Here is a 20,278-nt window from a genome sequence, read left to right as displayed (position 1 = left end):
CCGGCGACGTTGCCGCCGTCGTTGAGCCAGCTTATAGGGGGCGACAGACCCAACCGTCAATCGCAAATTTTGAAAAACTTCGACTTTTGACGAGCCTCGTCCGGCCCCTCTGTGGATAAGCTTCAGGCAAGTTTCGCGCGCGCCGCAGAATTCCGCCGGATTTCACAATTCTGCAATATCAACAGGGTGTTAGGATGAATTTTCGTTAACCATGTTTGGTTGGCTGGCTTAAGTCCGCAGACAGTCATGGCTGCTGATTGGGCAGGCTTTGCCCATTCCATAGGCACCGGAAGCCTCCCTTCAGCGCTGTCGTCACCCAAGCGTCACGGCACGTCCACAAAACTGCAGCGCAGTCAGACTATGACCCCGGCATCTCGAACCGCCGCGCATCGGCAACCGGAGAGCAGCACCATGAACCGCCGCGAATTCCTTTCCCTCAGCAGCATGACCCTTGGCACCACTGTTCTGGGTGGGCTGAGCCTGCCGCAGATCGCCTTCGGCGCTGACGGCACTGTCTTTGTCTATACGGGGTCGGACCAGAACATCTCCGACTTCTGGACCAACATCGTCTTCCCGCGGTTCACCGCCGCCCACGGCGGCACGGTGAAGATGGTGGATGCTGGCGACAACGCCGGCCTGCGCGCCATTGCCGATCGCACGTTGGCAGCCAAGGCCACCAACACCGATCCGCAGATCGAGATTTTCGAAGCGTTCGATCCGCGCTTCCCCGCCGACGGCATCGCCCAGAACCTGTGGGTGAACTTCAAGGAAGCCGGCCTTGCCAACTATGGCAAGATCAACCCGGCCGCCTTCGACAGCGACTTCTCCCTGCCCTATCGCGGCAGCCAGGTCCTGCTCGCCTATGACGCCACCAAGGTGAAGGCTGAAGACGCCCCGACCACCTGGGCCGACCTCGTCACCTGGATCAAGGCCAACCCGGGCCAGTTCATCTACAACCGTCCCGACAAGGGCGGTTCGGGCGGCAACTTCGTTCGCCGCGCCATCCATGAAGTCAACGGCCGTGACCCCAAGGCCTTCACCATCTCCAACTACACCGCCGAAGCCGGCGAGAAGATGCTGGTTCCTGCCTGGGACGCGCTGAAGGACATCGCGCCGCATCTTTATGAAAAAGGCGCCTACACCGGGGGCAACAGCCAGTCGCTGCAGATGCTCGGCCAGGGCGTTGTCACGATGGTCCCGGTCTGGTCCGACCAGGTGCTTCAGGCTGTAGCCCAGGGCGTTCTGCCGGAAACCACCGGCCTCGTGCAGCTCAAGGACCTCGCCTTCTGCGGTGGCTTCTCCGCCATGACCATCCCAACCAATGCGGCCCAGCTCGACCGCGCCCTGCTGCTGGCAAACTTCATGCTGTCGGAAGAAATCCAGTCGCTGATCATTTCCGACCTCGGCGGCTTCCCGGGCGTGTCCTGGGACCATGTTGCCCCGGCGCTGCGCGAGAAGTATGCCGCCGTCGTTCCGAACGAGATCCCGGTGTTCCCGTCGGGCGACTGGGCAACCGCCATCAACGATGGCTGGTATCGCAATGTCGCCCCGACACTGACACGCGGCTGATCAGATGACCGACGCCGGTGCCACGGCGCCGGTCCGCATGTCCATCCAGAGGAGGGGGCTGACAGGCCTCCTCCTCGTCCTCTTTCCGGTTGGACTGCTGGGCTGGCTCATTCTCTATCCGATCCTCAATGCGCTGGTGACGACGCTGACGCTTCGGACGGACCAGGGGCTCGTCCTGTCCTTCGACAGCTATGCTGCGTTCTTCTCCGACCCCTACAGCCTGAACAACCTCGCCCTCACCTTCTGGACGACGGCGGTCTGCGCCGTGCTCCTCCTGGTGATCTGCCTGCCGATCGCACTCTATCTGCGCTTCTCGCGTGGGCCGTTGTCGGCCTATGTCCAGGCGCTGGCCATCTTCCCGCTGTTCGTCCCTTCGGTCATCCTCGCCTATGCGCTCATTCGCACGCTCGGGCCCAACGGCCTTGTCGACATCCTGCTGAATGCCGCCGGCCTGCCGAAACTGCCCAGTCCCTACCTCACCCCCTGGGGTCCGGTCATCGGCCTCGTCTGGGACAACATCCCGCTGACGGTGCTGATGCTGACGGCCGGTCTTGGCCAGGTGTCGGACAATGCCGTCGAAGCCGCACGGGATGCAGGCGCGAAACCCCGTCACCTGCTCCTTCACATCATCCTGCCGCAGATCATCAACGCGCTGCTCGTGGCCCTTGCCTTCGCGGTGCTCGGGATCTTCTCGTCCTTCACCCTGCCCTATGTGCTCGGCCCCGCCTCGCCGGAAATGATGGGCCCCTACATGCAGCGCACTTTTGCCGACCTGATGCAGCCGCGCATGGCCATCACCCAGGCGGTCATCACCTTTGCCATCTGTGCCGTGTTTGGCGCCTTCTACGTCCGCTCCGTCATCCGCAGCCGGGAGGTCCGCTGATGCAGCCCCAGCCCGTTTCCCGGCCGAGGCCGCACACGGACTGGACCGGGATCGGCTTTGCCGTGCTCCTGTCCATCGTCATCCTGGTGCCGCTGATCGTCGTGGCCATCTGGGCCTTCACCGAGGTCTGGCGTTACCCCGCCTTGCTGCCGCAGAGCTTCGGCCTGCGCTACTGGGAGGCGACGCTGTCGCGCCAGGATGTCTGGAACGCCCTGTTCCTCTCCCTGCGCCTCTCGGCAACGGTCACGTTCCTGTCCGCGCTGATCTGCCTGCCGGCCGCCTATGCCTTCGCCCGCATGGACTTCCCCGGCCGCCAGGCCTTGCTGCTGTCTTTTCTTGCCACCCAGGCCTTTCCGAAATTCGGCCTCCTGATCGCGGTCGCGGGCATCTTTCTCAGCCTCGGGCTGATCGCGACCTTCTGGGGCGTGGTGCTGATCCAGCTCGTCAACACCCTGATGCTGATGATCTGGGTGCCCGTCGCCGCGTTCCAGGCGGTCGACCGGCGCATGGAGGAAGCAGCACGCGACGCCGGCGCCGGTCCCTTGCGCGTCTTCTGGTCGATCACCCTGCCCCAGGCCGGGCCGACGCTGTTTGCCGCCGTGCTGCTCACCTTCATCAACACCTTCTACGAGACCGAAGGCGCCTGGCTGATCGGCGCGCCGATGCTCCAGACGATGCCGGTGCTGATGATCATTTTCATCAACAACCAGATGGTGATCCAGTATGGCGCGGTGCTGTCCGTGCTGCTCTGGGTCCCCTCCTTCCTTGTGCTGGTGTTCTCGCGCCGCCTGATCGGCTCGCAGAGCTTCGCCAAGGGCTTCGGCGTTTGACAGGAGACGTTCCATGGCACGACTGACCTTATCCGGACTGACCAAGTCCTTCGGCGGGCTCGACGTGGTGAAGGCGGTGGACCTTGAGGTCACTGACGGCGAACTGGTCTGCCTTCTCGGCCCCTCCGGCTCGGGCAAGTCCACGATCCTGCGCATGATCGGCGGCTTCGAGGTTCCGAGCGGCGGTGCAATCCGCATCGACGGCGAGGACGTCACCGCCGTGCCGCCGGAACGCCGGCCCACCGGCATGGTGTTCCAGTCACATGCACTGTGGTCGCATATGGATGTCTTCGCCAACATCGCCTTCGGCCTGAAGCTGCGGCGGCTGCCGCGCGCCGAGATCCGCAGCAAGGTCGAGGCCGTGCTCGAACTGGTTGGCCTTGCCGGTTATGGCAGCCGGCGCGTCTGGCAGCTCTCGGGCGGTCAGCAGCAGCGCGTCGCCATCGCCCGCTCGCTGGTGCTGGAGCCGAAGATCCTGCTCCTGGACGAACCCTTCGCCAGCCTCGACCAGCATCTGCGCGAAAGGCTGCGCGAGGAAGTGCGCGACATCCAGCAGCGCCTCGGCATCACCACCCTGTTCGTCACCCACGGCCAGGACGAGGCGCTGGCGCTTGCAGATCGCATCGTGGTGCTGAAGGACGGCGCCATCGAACAGACCGACCGCCCGTCCGCACTCTACCGCCGCCCGGCGACGCGCTTCGTTGCCGGCTTCATCGGCCACATGAACCTGGTGCCGACCGAGTTCCGCGCCGGCCGCTCGACCCGGCCGGAGTTCGCCCTTGCCGCCGACGTCAGCGACGGACCGGCCGACATTGCCTTCCGCCCCGAGGCGACCGGCGTGCGGCCTGCGCAAGGGCCCGGCAACGCGGCGCTTTACCGCGTCACCGATTTCGGCACCCACCTGATCCTCGACCTCGACCTTGACGACGGCACGCGGATCAAGGCGCATGGCTCAGGCTCCGTTGCCTGGGCCCCCGGCCAGCGGGTCGAAGTGACCCCGGCCGAGGTGCTGCTCTACCGCGACGGCGCGCTGCTCTCCACGGAAACCCGAACGACAGCGGCCGCCGCCTGATTGCCTTGCAGGAAAGAAGACATCCATCGTGATTGACGACGCACTCGATACCGGCATCAGCCTCATCGCCGCACGGGCAGCCGTGGCGCTCGACCGGGACGGACACCGCACCTGGCTGAAGTGGCACCGGGGCCGCATCCAGCCGCTCGACGCCGAGTTCGGCCCGGCGCGCATCAGCCTCGGCATGCGCCTGGGGGCGAGCGTAGAGATCGACCTGACCGCCCATGCTGGCGGCGGCTTTGCCGTGCTGCATGACGAGACGCTGGAGCGCAGCACCACCGGCTCGGGCCGCGTCCGCGACACGCAACCCGACGCCCTGCGAGAGCTTTACCTGCGCGATGGCAGCGGAGCAGCCACCGACCAGCACGTCATGCTGCTGTCGGATCTTGCTGCGCTTGTCGCCGGCAAAACGGCGCATCCCGACGCGGTGCTGCAGCTGGACATGAAGGACACCTCGGCGACGATCACACCCGCCGACATCGACGCCTTCGTGCGCGACGCGGCCCCTGTCGCAAGACATATGCTCTTGTCAGGTGGCGATCCGGTTGCCATTGCCGCGCTGAGCGAGGCGGTCCCTGACCTCGGCATCGGCCACGACCCCTGCCATGACGCGGTCATGCTGGAGCTGCTGCAGGGCGGCGACTATCGCCGTTTCGTGGCCGACGCCCTTACCGCAAGCCCGCGCGCGACCATGATCTACCTTGACCACCGTCTGGTGCTGGCCGCCGCCGACCGGGGCGAGAACCTTGCAGCCCGGTTCCAGGACGCCGGCCGCAAGGTCGATGCCTACACGATCCGCGAGATCGGCCCGGAAACCCGTCCGCTGGTTGAGCAGTTGCTCGCCCTGAAGGTGGACCAGATCACCACCGACGACGCGCTCGGCCTGTCGGCGGCCTTTGCCGGCTGAACCGCCTACTCGGCCAGCCCCTCGCGCAGCCAGCCGGCCAGCCAGGGCGCGGCCACCAGCACATCGCCGGCCGGGCCGACAGGCCCGCCGGCAAAGCCGCCGGTCACGCCGCCGGCCTCCCGCACCATCAGGGCGGCTGCGCCATAGTCATGCAGCGACAGGCCATCCTCGAAGAACCCGTCGAGCCGGCCGCAGGCGACGTAGCTCACCGACAGGGACGCTGAACCGAGGCGACGAACCCCGGCCGTCGTCGCCATCGCCCGGCGCAGCGCGGCGTGGTAGGTCTCCTCGCGCACGCGCTTCACCTGTCCCGGCACGGGAAGCCCCGCGCCGATCAGCGCGTTTTCCAGCTCGGCCGCCGGGGCCACCGCCAGCCGCTCGCCGTTGAGAAAGGCGCCCTGCCCGGCCTCGCCGGCGAAGAGTTCTCCCTGCATACAGTCGAAGACGACACCGCAGGTCACCTCTCCCGCCTCGACGATCGCCAGCGCGATGCCGAAATGCGGGATCCCCCAGGCGTAGTTGGTGGTGCCATCGATGGGGTCGATGAGGATGCGCGGCCGTCCCTCGACGCCGGCCCGGTCGGCAGCCTGCTCCTCTCCGGAGATGGCGTGGTCGGGGAAACTGGCGGCCAGACGCCCGGCGATCTCGGCCTCCACTGCCACATCCACCTCGGTCTGGTAGTCGCGCGGCCCCTTCAGCACCATTTCAGCGGCGGACCGCCGGCGCAGGCGGCTGCGGGCAATCACGCCGCCGGCAAGGGACGCCATCGCCAGCGCCCGCAGGCGCGGCGAAGCGGTTGCCGGCAGCAGGGCATCAAGCGTGGCGTCGGTGGCTTCAAAGGGGACGAACATGGCAGGCTCCAGAGCTGACTGGACGCCTGCCTAGTCCCGTTTCATGAGCCGGACATGACACTCGGGCGAAACACCCGGATTTTTCACCGGACCAGTGCCAACGGCCCCTCAGGCCTTCGGCGTCCAGGTCGCAGGCGCAACCGGCCGCATCGCCGGGCTGACATCCATCACCACCCGGTGCCCGCGCCCGGGCGTGCCGATCAGCTGGCCATCGTCAACAATCACCTCGCCGCGCGCGATCACCGTCTTCGGCCAGCCGACGACTTCCCGGCCCGCAAAGGGGTTATAGCCACAGTTGTCATGCAGGTCGTCGGTCCCGAACACCCGCCGTGCCGCCGGATCCCACAGCACCACGTCGGCATCGGCACCCGGATCGAGCCGGCCCTTGCCCGTCAGGCCAAAGAGCCGCGCGGGCGCGGTCGAGGTGATCTCGACGAACTTCTCCGGACCCAGCCGCCCCTTCGACACCATGGCGTCGAACATCAGCGGCAACCGCACCTCCAGCCCCGGCAGGCCGTTGGCGATGCGGTTGAAGGGCGCGGCGTCGCCATTGGCGAACTTGCCGCTGGCGTCCATCCGGTAGGGCGCGTGGTCCGAGGTGACAAGCTGCAGGTCGCCGCGCTGCAGTCCGGCCCAGAGTGCCTCCTGATCGGCCGGCTGGCGCTGCGGCGGGCTGCACATCACGGCGGCCCCTGCCATGCCCGGCTGGTCCAGCACCTCTTCGGTCATGAACAGGTAATGCGGGCAGGTCTCGGCAAAGACCGGCGCCCCGCGCCCCCGCGCCGCGCGCACGATCTCGACGCCCTCGCGGGTGGAGATGTGGAACAGCATCACCGGCTGGCCGGTCGCCTCGGCAAAGCGGCACATGCGCTCCAGCGCCTCCAGCTCGGCCAGGCGCGGATGCGAGGGCGCGTGGTAGCGCGGCGCGGTCAGCCCGGCGGCCAGCAGCTTTTCCACCGACCAGCGGATCAGCCCGTCGTTCTCGGCGTGAAAGCAGACCAGCGCGCCATTGTCCCGCGCCGTGTCCAGCACCTTCAGGATCGACAGGTCGTCGAGGCGCACCTTGTCATAGGTGGTGAAGATCTTGGCCGAGCGGTGCCCGGCGCGCATCAGCCCGGCCAGCTCGTCGAGGTTCGCACCGGAAATGTCGGCGACGATGATGTGGTAGGCGTGGTCAATCAGCGCTCCGCGGTCGGCCAGCACGGTGTAGTCGGCCATGACCTTGGCCAGCGACATGCCCGGATGCTGGGCGGCGAAGGACACGGTCGTGGTGGTGCCGCCGAAGGCCGCCGAGCGGGTGGCCGTCTCGAACGTATCGGCATTCATGATGCCGGCGCCCGACAGCTGCTCGATGTGGCAATGGGTGTCGACACCGCCGGGCATGACCAGGAGCCCGCTCGCGTCGATTTCCTTGCGCCCTTGCGCCAGACCGCTGCCCAGGGCGGCGATGCGGCCGGCCAGGATGGCGATGTCGCCAAAGAAGCGCGCCTGCGCCGTGACGATCTCGCCGCCGCGAATGACAAGGTCAAAGCCCGTGCCGGTGCTCATATCGGTCATGCCTCATGTCCCCGTTTGTTGTTGATCTGATATACACAGTGTATACCGTCAGTGACAACGGCGCGCTCAAATATGCCTTGGTCAGCGCATGACGGCCACCCGCTTCCTGCCTGCGTCGGGTCCCAGACTGACAGGGGGCGACAGGAACCGCATGAAAACGCGACGGAAGGCCACGTTCCGCCTTCAACAGCGGACGCGCTTGACGTAAACACTTGGGCGCGTCTGCACTCCAGGCGCAAGGCCGAACTTGGGCGAGAAAGCCGGAAGGCGACGAATGACACTGCAGGATCAGAGCCAGACGCTTGGCGAGAGCACTTACGAGCAACTGCGCCGCATGATCGTCAGCGGCGAGCTGTCTGCCGGCACCCGGCTGCAGGAAAAGCCCTTTGCCGACCGTCTCGGCGTGTCGCGCACGCCCGTGCGCGAAGCAATCGCCCGGCTTGTTTCAGAGGGACTTGTGACCCGCGCCCAGGGTGGCGTTCCCGTCGTCAACAAGGTCTCCATTTCGGAAATCATTGAAATCCTTCACGTTCGCCGTCTCCTTGAGTGTGAGACGGCGCGTCAGGCCGCAACAGGGCACGCCCCGGTCGAAGTGCTGCTGTCGCTGCGCGCCCGTACCGAACAGCTCTTGCAGCGCGGCCGTTCGTCGATTTCCGAGCATGCCGATCTGGACGAGGAGTTCCACATCACCATCGCCCGGATTGCCGGTTCCAAGCTGCTCGCAGACCTCGTGCAGAACCTGAAGCAGAAGACCCGGATCTTCGACAAGGGCTTCATTCCGGACCGGTTCGAGCCCGGCCTCAACGAGCATATCGAGATCCTCGACGCCATCCTCGCCCGCGACCCTGCCCGGGCCGAGGCCGGCATGCGCCGCCATCTCGACAATGTGCGCGAGTCGATTCTCGCCTCGATCCACCGCCTCTACTGATCCAGCCAAAACCAGTCCCCCTGAGCTGGCGCATTTCACCGCTGTGATCACAGTTGCCCGTTGACTCTGCATTCTGACGGTATACCATCGGCATGCATTCAAGCGGGAGACTTCCCCTCCATGACCGAACCGACTGCCGTGCGGCGCCCCGAGGGCGACCCGCTGCTGACCGTGACCTTTCTGTATTACCGCGACCTGCCCCGGGCGATGGCCTTCTACGAGCGTGTGCTTGGCGTCGAGCTGGCCATTGATCAGGGCTGGTCGAAGATCTACCGCCTCGGCGGAACCGCCCATCTCGGCCTCGTCGACGAGACCCGCGGCTCGCATCGCGCCTCGGACCCGAAGCCCGTGCAGGTCTGCCTGCGGGTGACAGATGTCGATGCCTGGCATGCCTGGGCGGCGAGCTGCAACGTCACTGGCCTCAGCGCCCCGAAGGACAGCCCCTCGCTCGGCATCCGCGCCTTCGTCTTCAACGATCCGGAAGGTTACCAGATCGAGATCCAGTCGGTTCTCGCCTGACGCCTTGCGTTTGTCCCGGCCCCGCGCGGGCCGGGCTCCTGGCCCCCGCCAGACCCAGAACGAGGGCACAAACCGCCCCGCACCCACCAGTGGAGATCAGCCAATGACCATCAATGCCAACATCCGGAGGCTGCTTGCCTCCGCCGCCATGATCGCGCTTGCCAGCTCGGGCGCGCTCGCCAAGGACATCACCATCGGCCTGACGTCGGACGCCGTTCACATGGACCCGCAGGCCGGCGAGGAGCTCAGCTCCAACATCATGTACTACCACCTCTACGATCCGCTGGTGCGCCGCAGCGCGGATCTGGAGTTCGGTCCGGGTCTCGCCGAAAGCTGGAAGCTGGCCGATGACACCACCTGGGTCTTCACCCTGCGTGACGGCGTGAAGTTCCATGACGGCGACACGCTGAAGGCCTCCGACGTGGTCTTCACGCTCGAGCGCCTGAAGAAATCGCTGATGGCCAACCTTGCCGCCAACATCGAGAGCTTCCGCGCCATCGACGACCGCACCGTCGAGATCAAGACCTTCCGCCCCTATGCGGCCCTGCCCAATGATCTGGCGGCGATCCTGATCATGTCGGAAGACCATGTGAAGAAGGTCGGCGACGCCATCGACCTGCAGCCGGTCGGCACCGGCCCCTACAAGCTCGGCGAATGGGTCAAGGAAGACCGCATCGTCCTCGAAGCCTTTGACGGCTACTACATGGGCGAAGCCAAGGTCGACAAGGTCACCTTCCGCCCGATCACCAACCCGGCCACCCGCACGGCGGCGCTCCTAACCGGCGAGCTGGACATCGTGCAGGATCTGGCCGTGCGCGACGTTGCACGCGTCAAGGAAACCAAGGGCTTCGAGGTCGTGACCCGTCCGAGCCTCCTGAACCTGGTGCTTGCCCTCGACATGCGCGAGAAGAGCCCGACCATCGAGGGCAAGAACCCGATGACGGACCAGCGCGTGCGCGAGGCGATGGCCCGCGCCATCGACGTCACCACCCTGTCGCGCGCCATCATGAACGGCCTGTCGACTCCGTCCGCACAATATGTCCCGGCCAGCCACATCGGCCATCTCGACGGCGCCGACTTCCAACAGATGTATCCGTATGACGTGGAAAAGGCCAAGGCGCTGATGGCCGAGGCAGGCTTTGCCGATGGCTTCACGCTGACGCTGGACGCCACCAACAACCGCTATGTCAACGATGCCCAGATCGCCCAGGCGCTGGCCTCGATGCTCGCCAAGATCAACGTCACGGTGAAGCTGAACCTGATGCCGAAGTCCAACTTCTTTGGCTACATTCGCGTGCCGTCCGACAACTCCAGCTTCATCATGTCCGGCTGGGATGTGCCGTCGGGCGATGCCGGCTCGATGTATGGCGTCATGTTCTACAGCCGCGGCAAGAAGGAAGGCTACGGCCAGGTCAATCGTGGCTCCTACTCCAATCCGGAGGTGGATGCCCTCATCGACAAGGCCGACAGCACCCCACGCATCGAGGAGCGTGACGCGCACCTGCAGAAGGTGACGGAGATCCTGCTGAAGGACATTCCAATGATCCCGGTCCACTACGAACAGGACATCTACGCCGCGCGCGAGGGCGTCGACTTCAAGCCCCGGACGGACAAGTTCATCTGGGCCTACGAGCTCGACGTGAAGGAATAAGCCCCATCAGGCTTTTCCGGTCCGGCAGGAGGCGTCTCCTCACGCCTCCTGCTTTGCCCTTCCCTGCCCTCCCGGCGTCCTGCCGGATGAAGGAACTGGCGCGTGCTTGGCTACACCATCAAACGTCTGTTGCAGATGATCTTCGTTCTCTGGATCGTCTCGGTGATCGTGTTCCTGATGATGAGTTTCACCGGTGATCCGGTGTTCATGGTCATCCCGATCGATTCCACCGAGGCGGAAATTGCCCAGGCACGGGAAATCCTCGGCCTCAACAATTCCCTCTTCGAGCAATATGCCGTGTTCCTGAAAGGCATCCTGCAGGGGGACTTCGGCCGCTCCTATGTCTATCGCCAGCCCGCGCTGGACCTGATCCTCGAGCGTCTGCCGGCCACCTTCGAGATCGTGCTGGTCGCCATCGTCCTGGCTGCGGTCATTGCGGTGCCGCTTGGGGTCTATGCCGGGGCCAATCCACACCGCGCCAGTTCTCGTGCGATCATGTCCAGTTCACTGATCGGGATTTCCCTGCCCAGTTTCTGGGTCGGCATGATGCTGATCTTCGTCCTCGCGGTGCAGTGGCAGATGTTCCCCTCCTCCGGCCGAGGCGACACGGTCGATCTCGGCTGGTTCCGGACGTCCCTGCTGACCAGCGATGGTTGGCACCATATCCTGTTGCCCGCCGTCACCCTGTCGCTCGGCACCATGGCGATTATCCTGCGCATGACGCGCGCGGGCATGATGGAGGTGATGCGGCAGGACTACATCAAGTTCGCCCGCGCCAAGGGCGTGTCGCGCCGTGGGATTCTCTACGGCCACGGCCTGCGCAACGCGATGATCCCGGTCGTGACCATCTTCGGCCTGCAGCTCGGCGACCTGATCGCCTTTGCCACCATCACTGAAACGATCTTCGCCTGGCCGGGTCTCGGCAAGCTGCTGATCGATTCCATCTACCGCGCCGACCGGCCCGTCATCGTCGTCTACCTGATGCTGGTGGCCGTGCTCTTCGTCGTCATCAACTTCCTGGTCGACATCATCTACACGTGGATCGACCCGCGCATCACGGTGAAATGACATGGCAGCGGGCTTTCTCTCCTCCGAGTTCGTTCACAACTACAAGCGCAACGCCTCGGCAATCATCGGCAGCCTCATCCTTCTGGTCTTTGCGATCATTGTCGTCGCCGGACCGCTCATGGTGGCGCAGAACCCCTACGACATCGCCCAGCTCGACCTGATGGATGCCTACAAGGCACCGGTCTGGCTCGAGGGCGGCGAGGCACGCTATCCGCTTGGAACCGATGGCCAGGGCCGCGACGTGCTGGCCGGCATCCTCTATGGCACCCGCGTCTCGGTGCTGATCGGACTCAGCGCCATGGCCATGTCCTGCGTCATCGGCACGACCCTGGGGCTGCTCGCCGGCTTCTACGGCGGCCGGCTCGATGCTGTCATCATGCGCATCGCCGACATCCAGCTGTCCTTCCCCTCGATGCTCATTGCCCTGTTCCTGATGTCGGCCTTCGGCACGGGCATCGACAAGGTGCTGATCTCGCTCACCGCCGTCGGCTGGGTGGTCTATGCCCGCACCGTGCGCGGCTCGACCCTGTCCGAGGTGCAGAAGGAATACATCCAGGCCGCCCGCGTCGCCGGCCTGCGCGACGGCAAGATCATCCGCCGCCACATCCTGCCCAATGTCATGACGCCGCTGATCGTGGTGGCAACCGTCCAGGTCGGCACCTTCATCCTGATCGAGGCCAGCCTGTCCTTCCTCGGCGTCGGCGTGCCGATCACCGAACCCTCGCTCGGCCTCCTGATCAAGAACGGCTTCGACGTACTGTTCTCCGGCCTGTGGTGGACCTCCGTCTTCCCCGGCATCGTCATCATGGCCCTTGTCTTCGGCATCAACCTGTTCGGCGACTTCCTGCGCGACGAGCTCAATCCGAGGCTGAAATGACCGCAACACCTGCACTTGAGGCGGTCTCCCCCAAAGAGATCCCCGGAGAAGTCCCCGCGCCGCTGTTGGCCGTCGAAGGCCTGCGCACCTGGTTCCACACCTTCTCCGGCACGGTGAAGGCCGTCGATGGCGTCAGCTTTACCCTCCGCCCCGGCGAGATCATGGGTCTCGTCGGCGAGAGCGGCGGCGGCAAGTCGGTCGTCGGCTTCTCGATCCTCGGCCTGATCGACCCGCCGGGGCGCATCGAGGATGGCCGCATCCTGTTCGAGGGCCGCAACCTTGCCGGCCTGTCCGAGGCCGATTTGCGCAAGATCCGGGGCCGGGACATCGCCATGGTGTTCCAGGACCCGATGACCTCGCTCAATCCGCTGCACACGGTCGGCCGGCAGATGAACGAGATGCTGCAGCTGCACACCGATCTGGACGCGGCCGCGCGCCGTGCCCGCTGCATCGGGATGCTGGAAAGCGTCGGGATCTCCCGTGCGGCCGACCGTCTGTCCGCCTATCCGCACCAGTTCTCCGGCGGCATGCGCCAGCGGGTGGTGATCGCCATCGCCATGCTGGCCCGGCCGAAGCTCGTCATCGCCGACGAGCCGACCACGGCGCTCGATGTCACGATCCAGGCGCAGATCCTGAAGCTCATGCGCCAGCAGATCCGCGACAACGGCACCGCCATGATCCTCGTGACGCATGATCTGGCCGTCGTCTCGGAAATGGCTGACCACATCACCGTGCTCTACTGCGGCAAGGTGGTCGAACGCGGCCCGACCGACGACGTCATCCGCCGGCCGGCGCATCCCTACACGCGCGGACTGATCGATTCCATTCCCGACCCGGCCCATCGCCAGCCGCGGCTGAAGCAGATCCCCGGCGCGGTGCCGGACATCCGCAAGCTGCCGAAGGGCTGCAGCTTCAAGGACCGCTGCTTCCGCGCTGAGGCCCTGTGCGGCGAGCGGGTGCCTGAGCTGGTCGCTCAGGGCGACCGGGCCCATGCCTGCCACTTTCCCCTGACCGAGGGAGACAGCCGATGACGGCGATGCTCGAGGTCGAGAACCTCACCCAGGAATTCCGGCTCGGCGGCTCGCTGCTGGAGCGCATGCGCTTCGACAAGGGACGCCTCTCCTTCCCCGACAAACGGGTGAAGGCCGTCAACGGCGTCAGCTTCCGCATTGCCAAGGGCGAGGTGATGGCGCTGGTCGGCGAGTCCGGTTGCGGCAAGTCCACCGTCGCCAAGACCATCGCCCGCATCTACCGCCCGACCGGCGGCAAGATCCGCATCGAGGGCGAGGACATCGCCGGCTACGGCGTCCGCGAACTTTTGCCCGTGCGCTCGCGCATGCAGATGATCTTCCAGGACCCTTACGCCTCGCTGAATCCGCGCCAGCGCGTGCGCGACATCGTTGCCGAACCGCTTCTGGAACAGACGACCGGTGCCGCCGCCCGCCGCGAGGTGGCCGAGCGCACATTGGCGCTGCTCGCCAAGGTCGGCCTCAACACCGAACATGCCGGCCGCTATCCGCACCAGTTCTCCGGCGGCCAGCGCCAGCGCATCGGCATTGCCCGGGCGCTGTCGGTCAACCCCGGCCTCATCATCGCCGACGAGCCGGTCTCCGCCCTCGACGTGTCGATCCAGGCGCAGATCCTCAACCTGATGATGGACCTGCGCGATGAATTCGGGCTCGCCTATCTCTTCATCAGCCACGACCTGTCGGTGGTGCATCACATCGCCGACCGGGTTGGCGTCATGTATCTCGGCTTCCTCGTGGAGACCGGCCCGCGCGAGCACATCTTCTCCGCCCCGCGCCATCCCTACACCCGGGCGCTGCTCTCCGCCGCGCCTTCCATCGAGAAGACGCGCAGCCGGCCGGAAATCGAGCTGAAGGGCGAGGTGCCCTCGGCCCTCGACCTGCCCTCGGGCTGCTGCTTCCGCACCCGCTGCCCGCTCGCCTTCGAGCGCTGCCGGCTCGAGCGGCCGACCCTGAAGCCCGTCGGCGGTGGCGCCGAGGTTGCCTGCCATCTCACCGACGAACCGGATCGCGACAGAGCCTGACATGACCACGACCATCGCCCTTCCCCGCCTGCCGCTCGGCGATCCGCACGACTGCACCGACGCCAACGACGAGCTGACCCTCTATCAGGCCTTCTACGACACGCTGATCAGACGCACGGACAGAGGCTACGTGCCGCATCTGGCCGAGACCTGGTCGGTGGCGCCGGATGCCCGCACCTGGACCTTCATCATCCGCTCCGGCGTCCGCTTTCACGACGGCAGCCCCTGCGACGCGGCGGTCGTCGCCGCCTCGCTGGAGCGCATGGCGCGCGAGGACAAGGGCTACACGCTGGGCTCTCCCGCCGTCTGGCGCCAGTATCTCGGCGGTGCACGCCTCGACGCCGAGGGTCAGGTCCTGACCGTGCATCTCGCCCGGCCGATGGCCGACCTTCTGGATGTCCTCGTGCAGGGCTTCATCGTCGCGCCTTCGGCCTTCCCGCGTCTGGATGCCGGGGACCGCACCGCGATCTGCGGCACCGGCCCCTATATCTGTGGAAGCATCGGCGAGGGCGAGGTGATCGCCCGCCGCAATCCCGACTGGTTCGGCACGCCGGCGAAAAACGCGACCCTGCGCTTCCGGCTGGAGGCTGATCCAGTGCGCCGGCTGGCGCTGGTGGCCGATGGGCGGGCGGCGCTCGCCAATTCTATTCCGCAGACGCTGGTCAATGGCGGCGCGCCGGCATGCGTGCAGTTCAAGCGCTTCACGGTGCCAGTCTGCATCATCTATTTGCTCAATGCCGCCAAAGGCCCGCTGGCCGATGCAAGGGTGCGCCACGCCCTGTCGCTGGCCATCGACCGCACCCGCATCATCCGCGAAGTGGTGCCCGATGCGGCGACACCCTTGCACGGCTTCGTCAGTCCCTTGCATTTCGGCGCCGGTCGGTCGCCGGTCGAGGGCCCGGATCTGGCAATGGCAAAGGCGCTTCTGGCGGCGGCCGGCTACCCCGACGGTCTGACGCTCGCCGTCGATTGCCCGACGCGTCTGCCCGACGAAGCCGAACGGCTGACCGCCGTCCTCGGACACGAACTCGCCCCCCTCGGCGTGCGTCTTGACGTGCACTACCACAGGGACCGCGAGGCCTATGCCCACATGGTGCGGCGCAAGGAGATCCGCGATCTCTGCGTCTTCGATTCCAGTCCCCTCTCCACCTTCCGCATCCTCTTTGAGAAGATCGACAGCCGCGTTGCCGGCGCCTGGTGGGAGGGCTACCGCAACCCGGCCGTGGAGCGCCTGATCGACGCCGCGCGCACCGAGACCGATGATCGCCGCCGCCAGCGCATCCTGGAGGAGGCCTATGCCGAACTGCAGCGCGATCCACCCTGGCTGACGCTCTACAATCCGATCCGCACCATTGCGCTGCGCGGCGCAGATCCCGGCTTCGTCATGCCCGTCGACGGCGTGATCGACCCGGCCACCCTGCCGCTGCTGCCCGAAGACGGAGCCCCGGCATGAGCAGGACAATAACCGAGGGCAGCGAGGCCGACCTGATCCTCTCCGGCGGCTGGGTGATCCCGATGGACCCGGACCGCCAGATCATCGAGAACGGTGCCGTTGCGGTCCGGGACGGCCGCGTGCTGGCGGTCGGTCCCGCCGCCGACATCGCCGCGGCCTATAGAGCAGAGCGGATCATCAACACCACCGGCAAGGCCGTTCTGCCGGGCTTCATCGACGCCCACGCCCATGCTGGCCATGGCCTGATCAAGACCATGGCGATGGATGGTGGCGACCGCTGGGAGGAGATCTGCGGCGAGGTCTATACCACGGGCTCGACGCCGGAATTCTGGTATGCCGAGGCCCGGATGGCTGCGCTCGAGCGCCTGCGCTTCGGCGTCACCACCGGCGTCTCGCTGCTGGGCGGCGGTGACACCATCCTGCGCAGCGACGATCCCGTCTATGGCAGCGCCCACATCGAGGGCGTGCTGGAGATCGGCACCCGCTCCATCGTCGCCGTCGGACCGACCCGCGCCCCGCATCCGCGCGTCTATGCCAATGGTGGCCGGGAACCGAAATCCGTCGACTTCGCCACCCAGCTCGCCACCTCGGAAACCTTGCTGGCCCGCTGGCATGGCGCGGGCGAGGGCCGCATCCGGCTGGCTTTGATCTATCCGGTGCTGCGCGACGAGCATGCGGAAAATATGTCAGCGGCAGACTTTGCGGACGCCTGCGCTCAGGCGCAGCGCACCCGGGCGCTGTCGCGCGAAGCCGGGGTCCTCTTCACCCAGGATGGCTACACCAAGGGCGCGGTCCTGCGCGCCGAGGCGCTTGGCCTCCTCGGCCCGGATGCGCTCCTATCCCACGCCACCAACCTCACGGACGAGGAAATCGCCATCGTCGCGGCAACCGACAGCCGGATCGCTCACAACCCCTCGGCCATCGCCTCGATCCTCGGCCGCTGCCCTGCCATCGAACTGATGCAGGCCGGTGTTTCGGTTGCCATCGCCTCGGATGCGACCGCCCCGGACCGTTCCGGCGACATGTTCCGCCACATGCAGCAGGCCATGCACTATCACCGCCGCCATTTCCGGGATCCGCTCGTCCTGCCGCAGGGCAAGGCGCTGGAGATGGTCACCATCGACGCCGCCCGCGCCGTCGGCCTCGAGGCCGAGATCGGCTCGCTTGAGCCCGGCAAGCGCGCCGACATCATCACCATTGCTCTCGACCGTCCGCATCTGGCCCCCGCCAACATGGTTGTTCACCGTCTCGTGTGCTTCGCCAACGGCAATGATGTGGACACGGTCATCGTCGGTGGTGAACTCTGCCTCTCGGGTGGCAAGGCGCTCAAGGTGAACGAGGAAGCGATCATCGCTGACGCCAACCGCGAGGCCGAGGCCATGATCGACCGCATCGGTGCCCGTGCCGATCTGGCCCTGCCCGCCCATTTCTGGGGCACCCCGCGCCCCGCCATGCCGGAGACCGTCGCATGACGCTGCATATCCTCAATCCCAACTCGTCGCGCGTGGTTACCGACGGCATCGACGCCGCCATCGACCCTATGCGCGCCGTCAGCCCGGTGGAGATCCGCTGCCACCTGCTCGCCGAAGGTCCGGCCGGCATCGAGACCCAGGCGCATGTCGACGGTGTCGTGCTGCCGCTGCTCGCCCAGGCCCGCACGCTGGAGGACGGCGCCTCCGCCTTCGTTGTCGCCTGCTTCTCCGATCCCGGCCTTGCCGCCCTGCGCGAGCAGAGCCGCAAGCCCGTGCTCGGCATCGGCGAGAGCGCCTATCTCACCGCGCTGACGCTCGGCCAGCGCTTCGGCATCCTGTCGATCAAGCGCGGCTCCGTTGCCCGCCACATCAAGACCCTCGGCGCGATGGGCCTTCTCGACCGGCTGGCGGCCGACCGTCCGATTGACCTCGGCGTCGCCGAACTTGGTGACAGCGACCGCACCTTTGCGCGGCTCACTGACGTCGGCACGCGGCTGCGCGATGACGACAGCGCCGATGTCCTGATCCTCGGCTGCGCCGGGATGGCGCGCTATCGCCTTGACCTTGAAAACACCCTCGGGATACCGGTGGTCGACCCATGCCAGGCGGCCACCGCCATGGCCATTGGCCGCATCGCCCTTGCCCGTTGTTCCTGATCCTGAACCGGAAGCCTGAAAATGACCCGACTGACTGAAACGGCCCGTGGCGTCTATGTCATTGCCGCCACCCCCTTCACCGACAGCGGCGAGATCGACTTCGACAGCTGCGACCGCATGGTCGACTTCTACCTCGACTCCGGCGCGACGGGCCTCACCGTTCTCGGCATCATGGGCGAAGCCCCGAAGCTGACGACGGACGAGTCCTCGACCATCGTCGCCCGCATTCTGAAGCGCGTGAACGGCCGCGTGCCGATCGTCGTCGGCGCTTCCGCGCCGGGCTTCGCCCAGATGCAGGACCTCACCCGCCGGGTGATGGATGCCGGCGCGGCCGGCGTCATGGTCGCGCCTCCGGGCTCCCTGCGCACCGACGACCAGATCGTCACCTACTACACCCAGGTGGCTGAATTCCTCGGCGACACGCCCTTCGTCGTGCAGGACTTCCCGCTGACCACCGGCGTGCAGATGGCCGTTCCCGCCCTTGCCCGCATCTTCAACACCCTGCCGACCGCCGTCTGCCTGAAGCATGAGGACTGGCCGGGCCTTGCCAAGATCACGGCCCTGCGCAAGGAAGGCACGCTGAACCGCCGCATCTCGATCCTCTGCGGCAACGGCGGCGTCTTCCTGCCCGAGGAGATGGAGCGCGGCGCCGATGGCGCGATGACCGGCTTTGCCTATCCGGAGATGATGGTCTCCGTGGTCGAGCACCACGGCAAGGGGGACATGGAGCGCGCCCGCGACCTGTTCGATGCCTATCTGCCGCTCGCCCGCATGGAACAGCAGCCCGGCGCCGGCCTTGCCATCCGCAAGTACATCATGTTCAAGCGCGGCATCATCGCGAGCCCGGCGCAGCGCAAGCCCGGCGCCAACCTCGATGCCCTGTCTCGCGCTGAAATCGACACGCTGATGGCTCGTCTCGACCGCCGTCTCAAGGAACTCGCATAAGGAACCGCTCCCATGGATCTCGGACTTACTGGCAAGCGCGCTCTCGTGCTGGGCGCCAGCCGTGGCCTCGGCCGCGCCATTGCCGAAGTGCTGGCGCGTGAAGGCGCTGAAGTCATCGCCGCCGCCCGCACGTCCTCGGCCATCGACGAATGGGCCGCGGCCCTGCCCGGCGCGAAGGTCACCGCCCTGCCGCTCGACCTCACCAACCTTGCTGCCATCGACGCGGCGCTCGACAAGCTGCTCGCCGAAGGCGGCGTCGACATCCTCGTCAACAACATCGGCGGCCCGCCCCCGGGCCCCGCACTCACCACTGACCGCGCCCTCTGGATCGCCCAGTTCGAGGCGATGGCCGCCAACCTCTTCCACCTCAGCGGCCGGCTGATCCCGGCGATGCAGACGAAAAAATGGGGCCGCGTCATCACCATCGCCTCGTCGGGCGTCGAACTGCCGATCCCCAATCTCGCCCTGTCGAACGGCATCCGCTCCGCCGTCGTCGGCTGGTCGAAGACGCTGGCCTCCGAGGTTGCCCGCGACGGCGTCACCGTCAACGTGGTCCTGCCCGGCCGCATCCACACCACCCGCATCGACGAACTGGACGCCGCCGCCGCCAAGCGCAGCGGCAAGACCGTCGAGGAAACCGTGAAGGCCTCGGCCGAGTCGATCCCGATGGGCCGTTACGGCCGCCCGGAGGAATTCGCCGACATGGTTGCCTTCCTCGCCTCGGAACGGGCCGGCTATGTCACCGGCAGCATGATCCGCATCGACGGCGGCGCCACCCGCAGCCATTGAGGGACTGCAGGTTGACGCCTGACGTCTTCACCGACCCAGCCGCAGTCCCCTCCCCCCCCTTGAGGGCCTGTTGCGCACTTGGCCAGACGGTTTTCGTGGCCTCTCCGCTCCCCTCCCCCTTGAGGGGCCTGTTGCGCAACAACGGCTTTGCTGGGCGCGGGAGTTTGGAACGGGGTTTTTTGCCCCTTCGCGTTGGGCGAT

The 20,278-nt window shown here is 66.4% G+C and carries 19 protein-coding genes; 17 read left to right on the top strand and 2 right to left on the bottom strand.

The window, feature by feature from the left end:
- The first annotated feature begins 411 nt into the window (after positions 1-411).
- Genes ACTIFE_RS20045 through ACTIFE_RS20025 form a run of 5 tightly spaced genes read left to right on the top strand, consistent with a single transcriptional unit; the run spans position 412 to position 5,261 of the window.
- Positions 412-1,569 (top strand): extracellular solute-binding protein, encoded by a 1,158-nt coding sequence (locus ACTIFE_RS20045; protein WP_439530915.1) that lies wholly within the window; start codon positions 412-414, stop codon positions 1,567-1,569.
- 4 nt (positions 1,570-1,573) lie between these two features.
- Positions 1,574-2,452: an ABC transporter permease gene (locus tag ACTIFE_RS20040; RefSeq protein ID WP_439530914.1), complete on the top strand. Its 879-nt coding sequence runs from the start codon at positions 1,574-1,576 to the stop codon at positions 2,450-2,452.
- The gene (locus tag ACTIFE_RS20035) at positions 2,452-3,282 is read left to right on the top strand and encodes an ABC transporter permease (protein ID WP_439530913.1); all 831 of its coding nucleotides are present in this window, start codon (positions 2,452-2,454) and stop codon (positions 3,280-3,282) included. Before ACTIFE_RS20040 ends, ACTIFE_RS20035 begins: the two co-directional genes overlap by 1 nt.
- A 13-nt stretch (positions 3,283-3,295) precedes the next feature.
- Positions 3,296-4,354: an ABC transporter ATP-binding protein gene (locus ACTIFE_RS20030; RefSeq protein WP_439530912.1), complete on the top strand. Its 1,059-nt coding sequence runs from the start codon at positions 3,296-3,298 to the stop codon at positions 4,352-4,354.
- A gap of 28 nt (positions 4,355-4,382) precedes the next feature.
- Complete coding sequence (locus ACTIFE_RS20025) at positions 4,383-5,261, top strand: glycerophosphodiester phosphodiesterase (protein WP_439530911.1); 879 nt, start codon at positions 4,383-4,385, stop codon at positions 5,259-5,261.
- Positions 5,262-5,266: 5 nt separating this feature from the next.
- Here ACTIFE_RS20025 and ACTIFE_RS20020 read toward each other — a convergent pair whose 3' ends face one another.
- Both ACTIFE_RS20020 and hydA read right to left on the bottom strand, forming a co-directional pair.
- Positions 5,267-6,112, bottom strand: a complete 846-nt coding sequence (locus tag ACTIFE_RS20020) for an inositol monophosphatase family protein (protein WP_439530910.1) — start codon at positions 6,110-6,112, stop codon at positions 5,267-5,269.
- Between the two features lie 108 nt (positions 6,113-6,220).
- On the bottom strand, positions 6,221-7,669 hold the full coding sequence (gene hydA, locus ACTIFE_RS20015; RefSeq protein ID WP_439530909.1) for a dihydropyrimidinase: 1,449 nt from the start codon (positions 7,667-7,669) through the stop codon (positions 6,221-6,223).
- Positions 7,670-7,943: 274 nt separating this feature from the next.
- Between hydA and ACTIFE_RS20010 the strand changes: the two genes are divergently transcribed.
- From ACTIFE_RS20010 to ACTIFE_RS19955, 12 genes are all read left to right on the top strand, one after another.
- The gene (locus ACTIFE_RS20010; RefSeq protein ID WP_439530908.1) at positions 7,944-8,597 is read left to right on the top strand and encodes a GntR family transcriptional regulator; all 654 of its coding nucleotides are present in this window, start codon (positions 7,944-7,946) and stop codon (positions 8,595-8,597) included.
- A 120-nt stretch (positions 8,598-8,717) separates the two neighbouring features.
- On the top strand, positions 8,718-9,116 hold the full coding sequence (locus tag ACTIFE_RS20005) for a VOC family protein (protein ID WP_439530907.1): 399 nt from the start codon (positions 8,718-8,720) through the stop codon (positions 9,114-9,116).
- Between the two features lie 103 nt (positions 9,117-9,219).
- Positions 9,220-10,767, top strand: coding sequence for an ABC transporter substrate-binding protein (locus ACTIFE_RS20000; RefSeq protein WP_439530906.1), 1,548 nt, complete (start codon positions 9,220-9,222; stop codon positions 10,765-10,767).
- Positions 10,768-10,869: 102 nt separating this feature from the next.
- Complete coding sequence (locus ACTIFE_RS19995) at positions 10,870-11,835, top strand: ABC transporter permease (RefSeq protein ID WP_439530905.1); 966 nt, start codon at positions 10,870-10,872, stop codon at positions 11,833-11,835.
- A 1-nt stretch (position 11,836) separates the two neighbouring features.
- Positions 11,837-12,712, top strand: coding sequence for an ABC transporter permease (locus ACTIFE_RS19990; RefSeq protein WP_439530904.1), 876 nt, complete (start codon positions 11,837-11,839; stop codon positions 12,710-12,712).
- Positions 12,709-13,743: an ABC transporter ATP-binding protein gene (locus ACTIFE_RS19985; protein ID WP_439530903.1), complete on the top strand. Its 1,035-nt coding sequence runs from the start codon at positions 12,709-12,711 to the stop codon at positions 13,741-13,743. Before ACTIFE_RS19990 ends, ACTIFE_RS19985 begins: the two co-directional genes overlap by 4 nt.
- The gene (locus ACTIFE_RS19980; RefSeq protein WP_439530902.1) at positions 13,740-14,762 is read left to right on the top strand and encodes an ABC transporter ATP-binding protein; all 1,023 of its coding nucleotides are present in this window, start codon (positions 13,740-13,742) and stop codon (positions 14,760-14,762) included. The genes ACTIFE_RS19985 and ACTIFE_RS19980 overlap by 4 nt, the downstream gene beginning before the upstream one ends.
- Before the next feature lies 1 nt (position 14,763).
- Complete coding sequence (locus ACTIFE_RS19975; protein ID WP_439530901.1) at positions 14,764-16,215, top strand: ABC transporter substrate-binding protein; 1,452 nt, start codon at positions 14,764-14,766, stop codon at positions 16,213-16,215.
- The gene (locus ACTIFE_RS19970; RefSeq protein ID WP_439530900.1) at positions 16,212-17,687 is read left to right on the top strand and encodes an amidohydrolase family protein; all 1,476 of its coding nucleotides are present in this window, start codon (positions 16,212-16,214) and stop codon (positions 17,685-17,687) included. The genes ACTIFE_RS19975 and ACTIFE_RS19970 overlap by 4 nt, the downstream gene beginning before the upstream one ends.
- A complete protein-coding gene (locus ACTIFE_RS19965; RefSeq protein WP_439530899.1) occupies positions 17,684-18,343 on the top strand; it encodes an aspartate/glutamate racemase family protein in 660 nt (219 codons plus the stop codon). The genes ACTIFE_RS19970 and ACTIFE_RS19965 overlap by 4 nt, the downstream gene beginning before the upstream one ends.
- Positions 18,344-18,364: 21 nt before the next feature.
- Positions 18,365-19,288, top strand: coding sequence for a dihydrodipicolinate synthase family protein (locus tag ACTIFE_RS19960; protein ID WP_439530898.1), 924 nt, complete (start codon positions 18,365-18,367; stop codon positions 19,286-19,288).
- Between the two features lie 12 nt (positions 19,289-19,300).
- Positions 19,301-20,077, top strand: coding sequence for an SDR family oxidoreductase (locus tag ACTIFE_RS19955; protein WP_439530897.1), 777 nt, complete (start codon positions 19,301-19,303; stop codon positions 20,075-20,077).
- The last annotated feature ends 201 nt before the right edge of the window (positions 20,078-20,278 follow it).

It is taken from the genome of Pannonibacter sp. (genome assembly GCF_051860505.1).
Classification (GTDB): domain Bacteria; phylum Pseudomonadota; class Alphaproteobacteria; order Rhizobiales; family Stappiaceae; genus Pannonibacter.
This window is presented reverse-complemented; position numbering and strand designations above follow the sequence as displayed.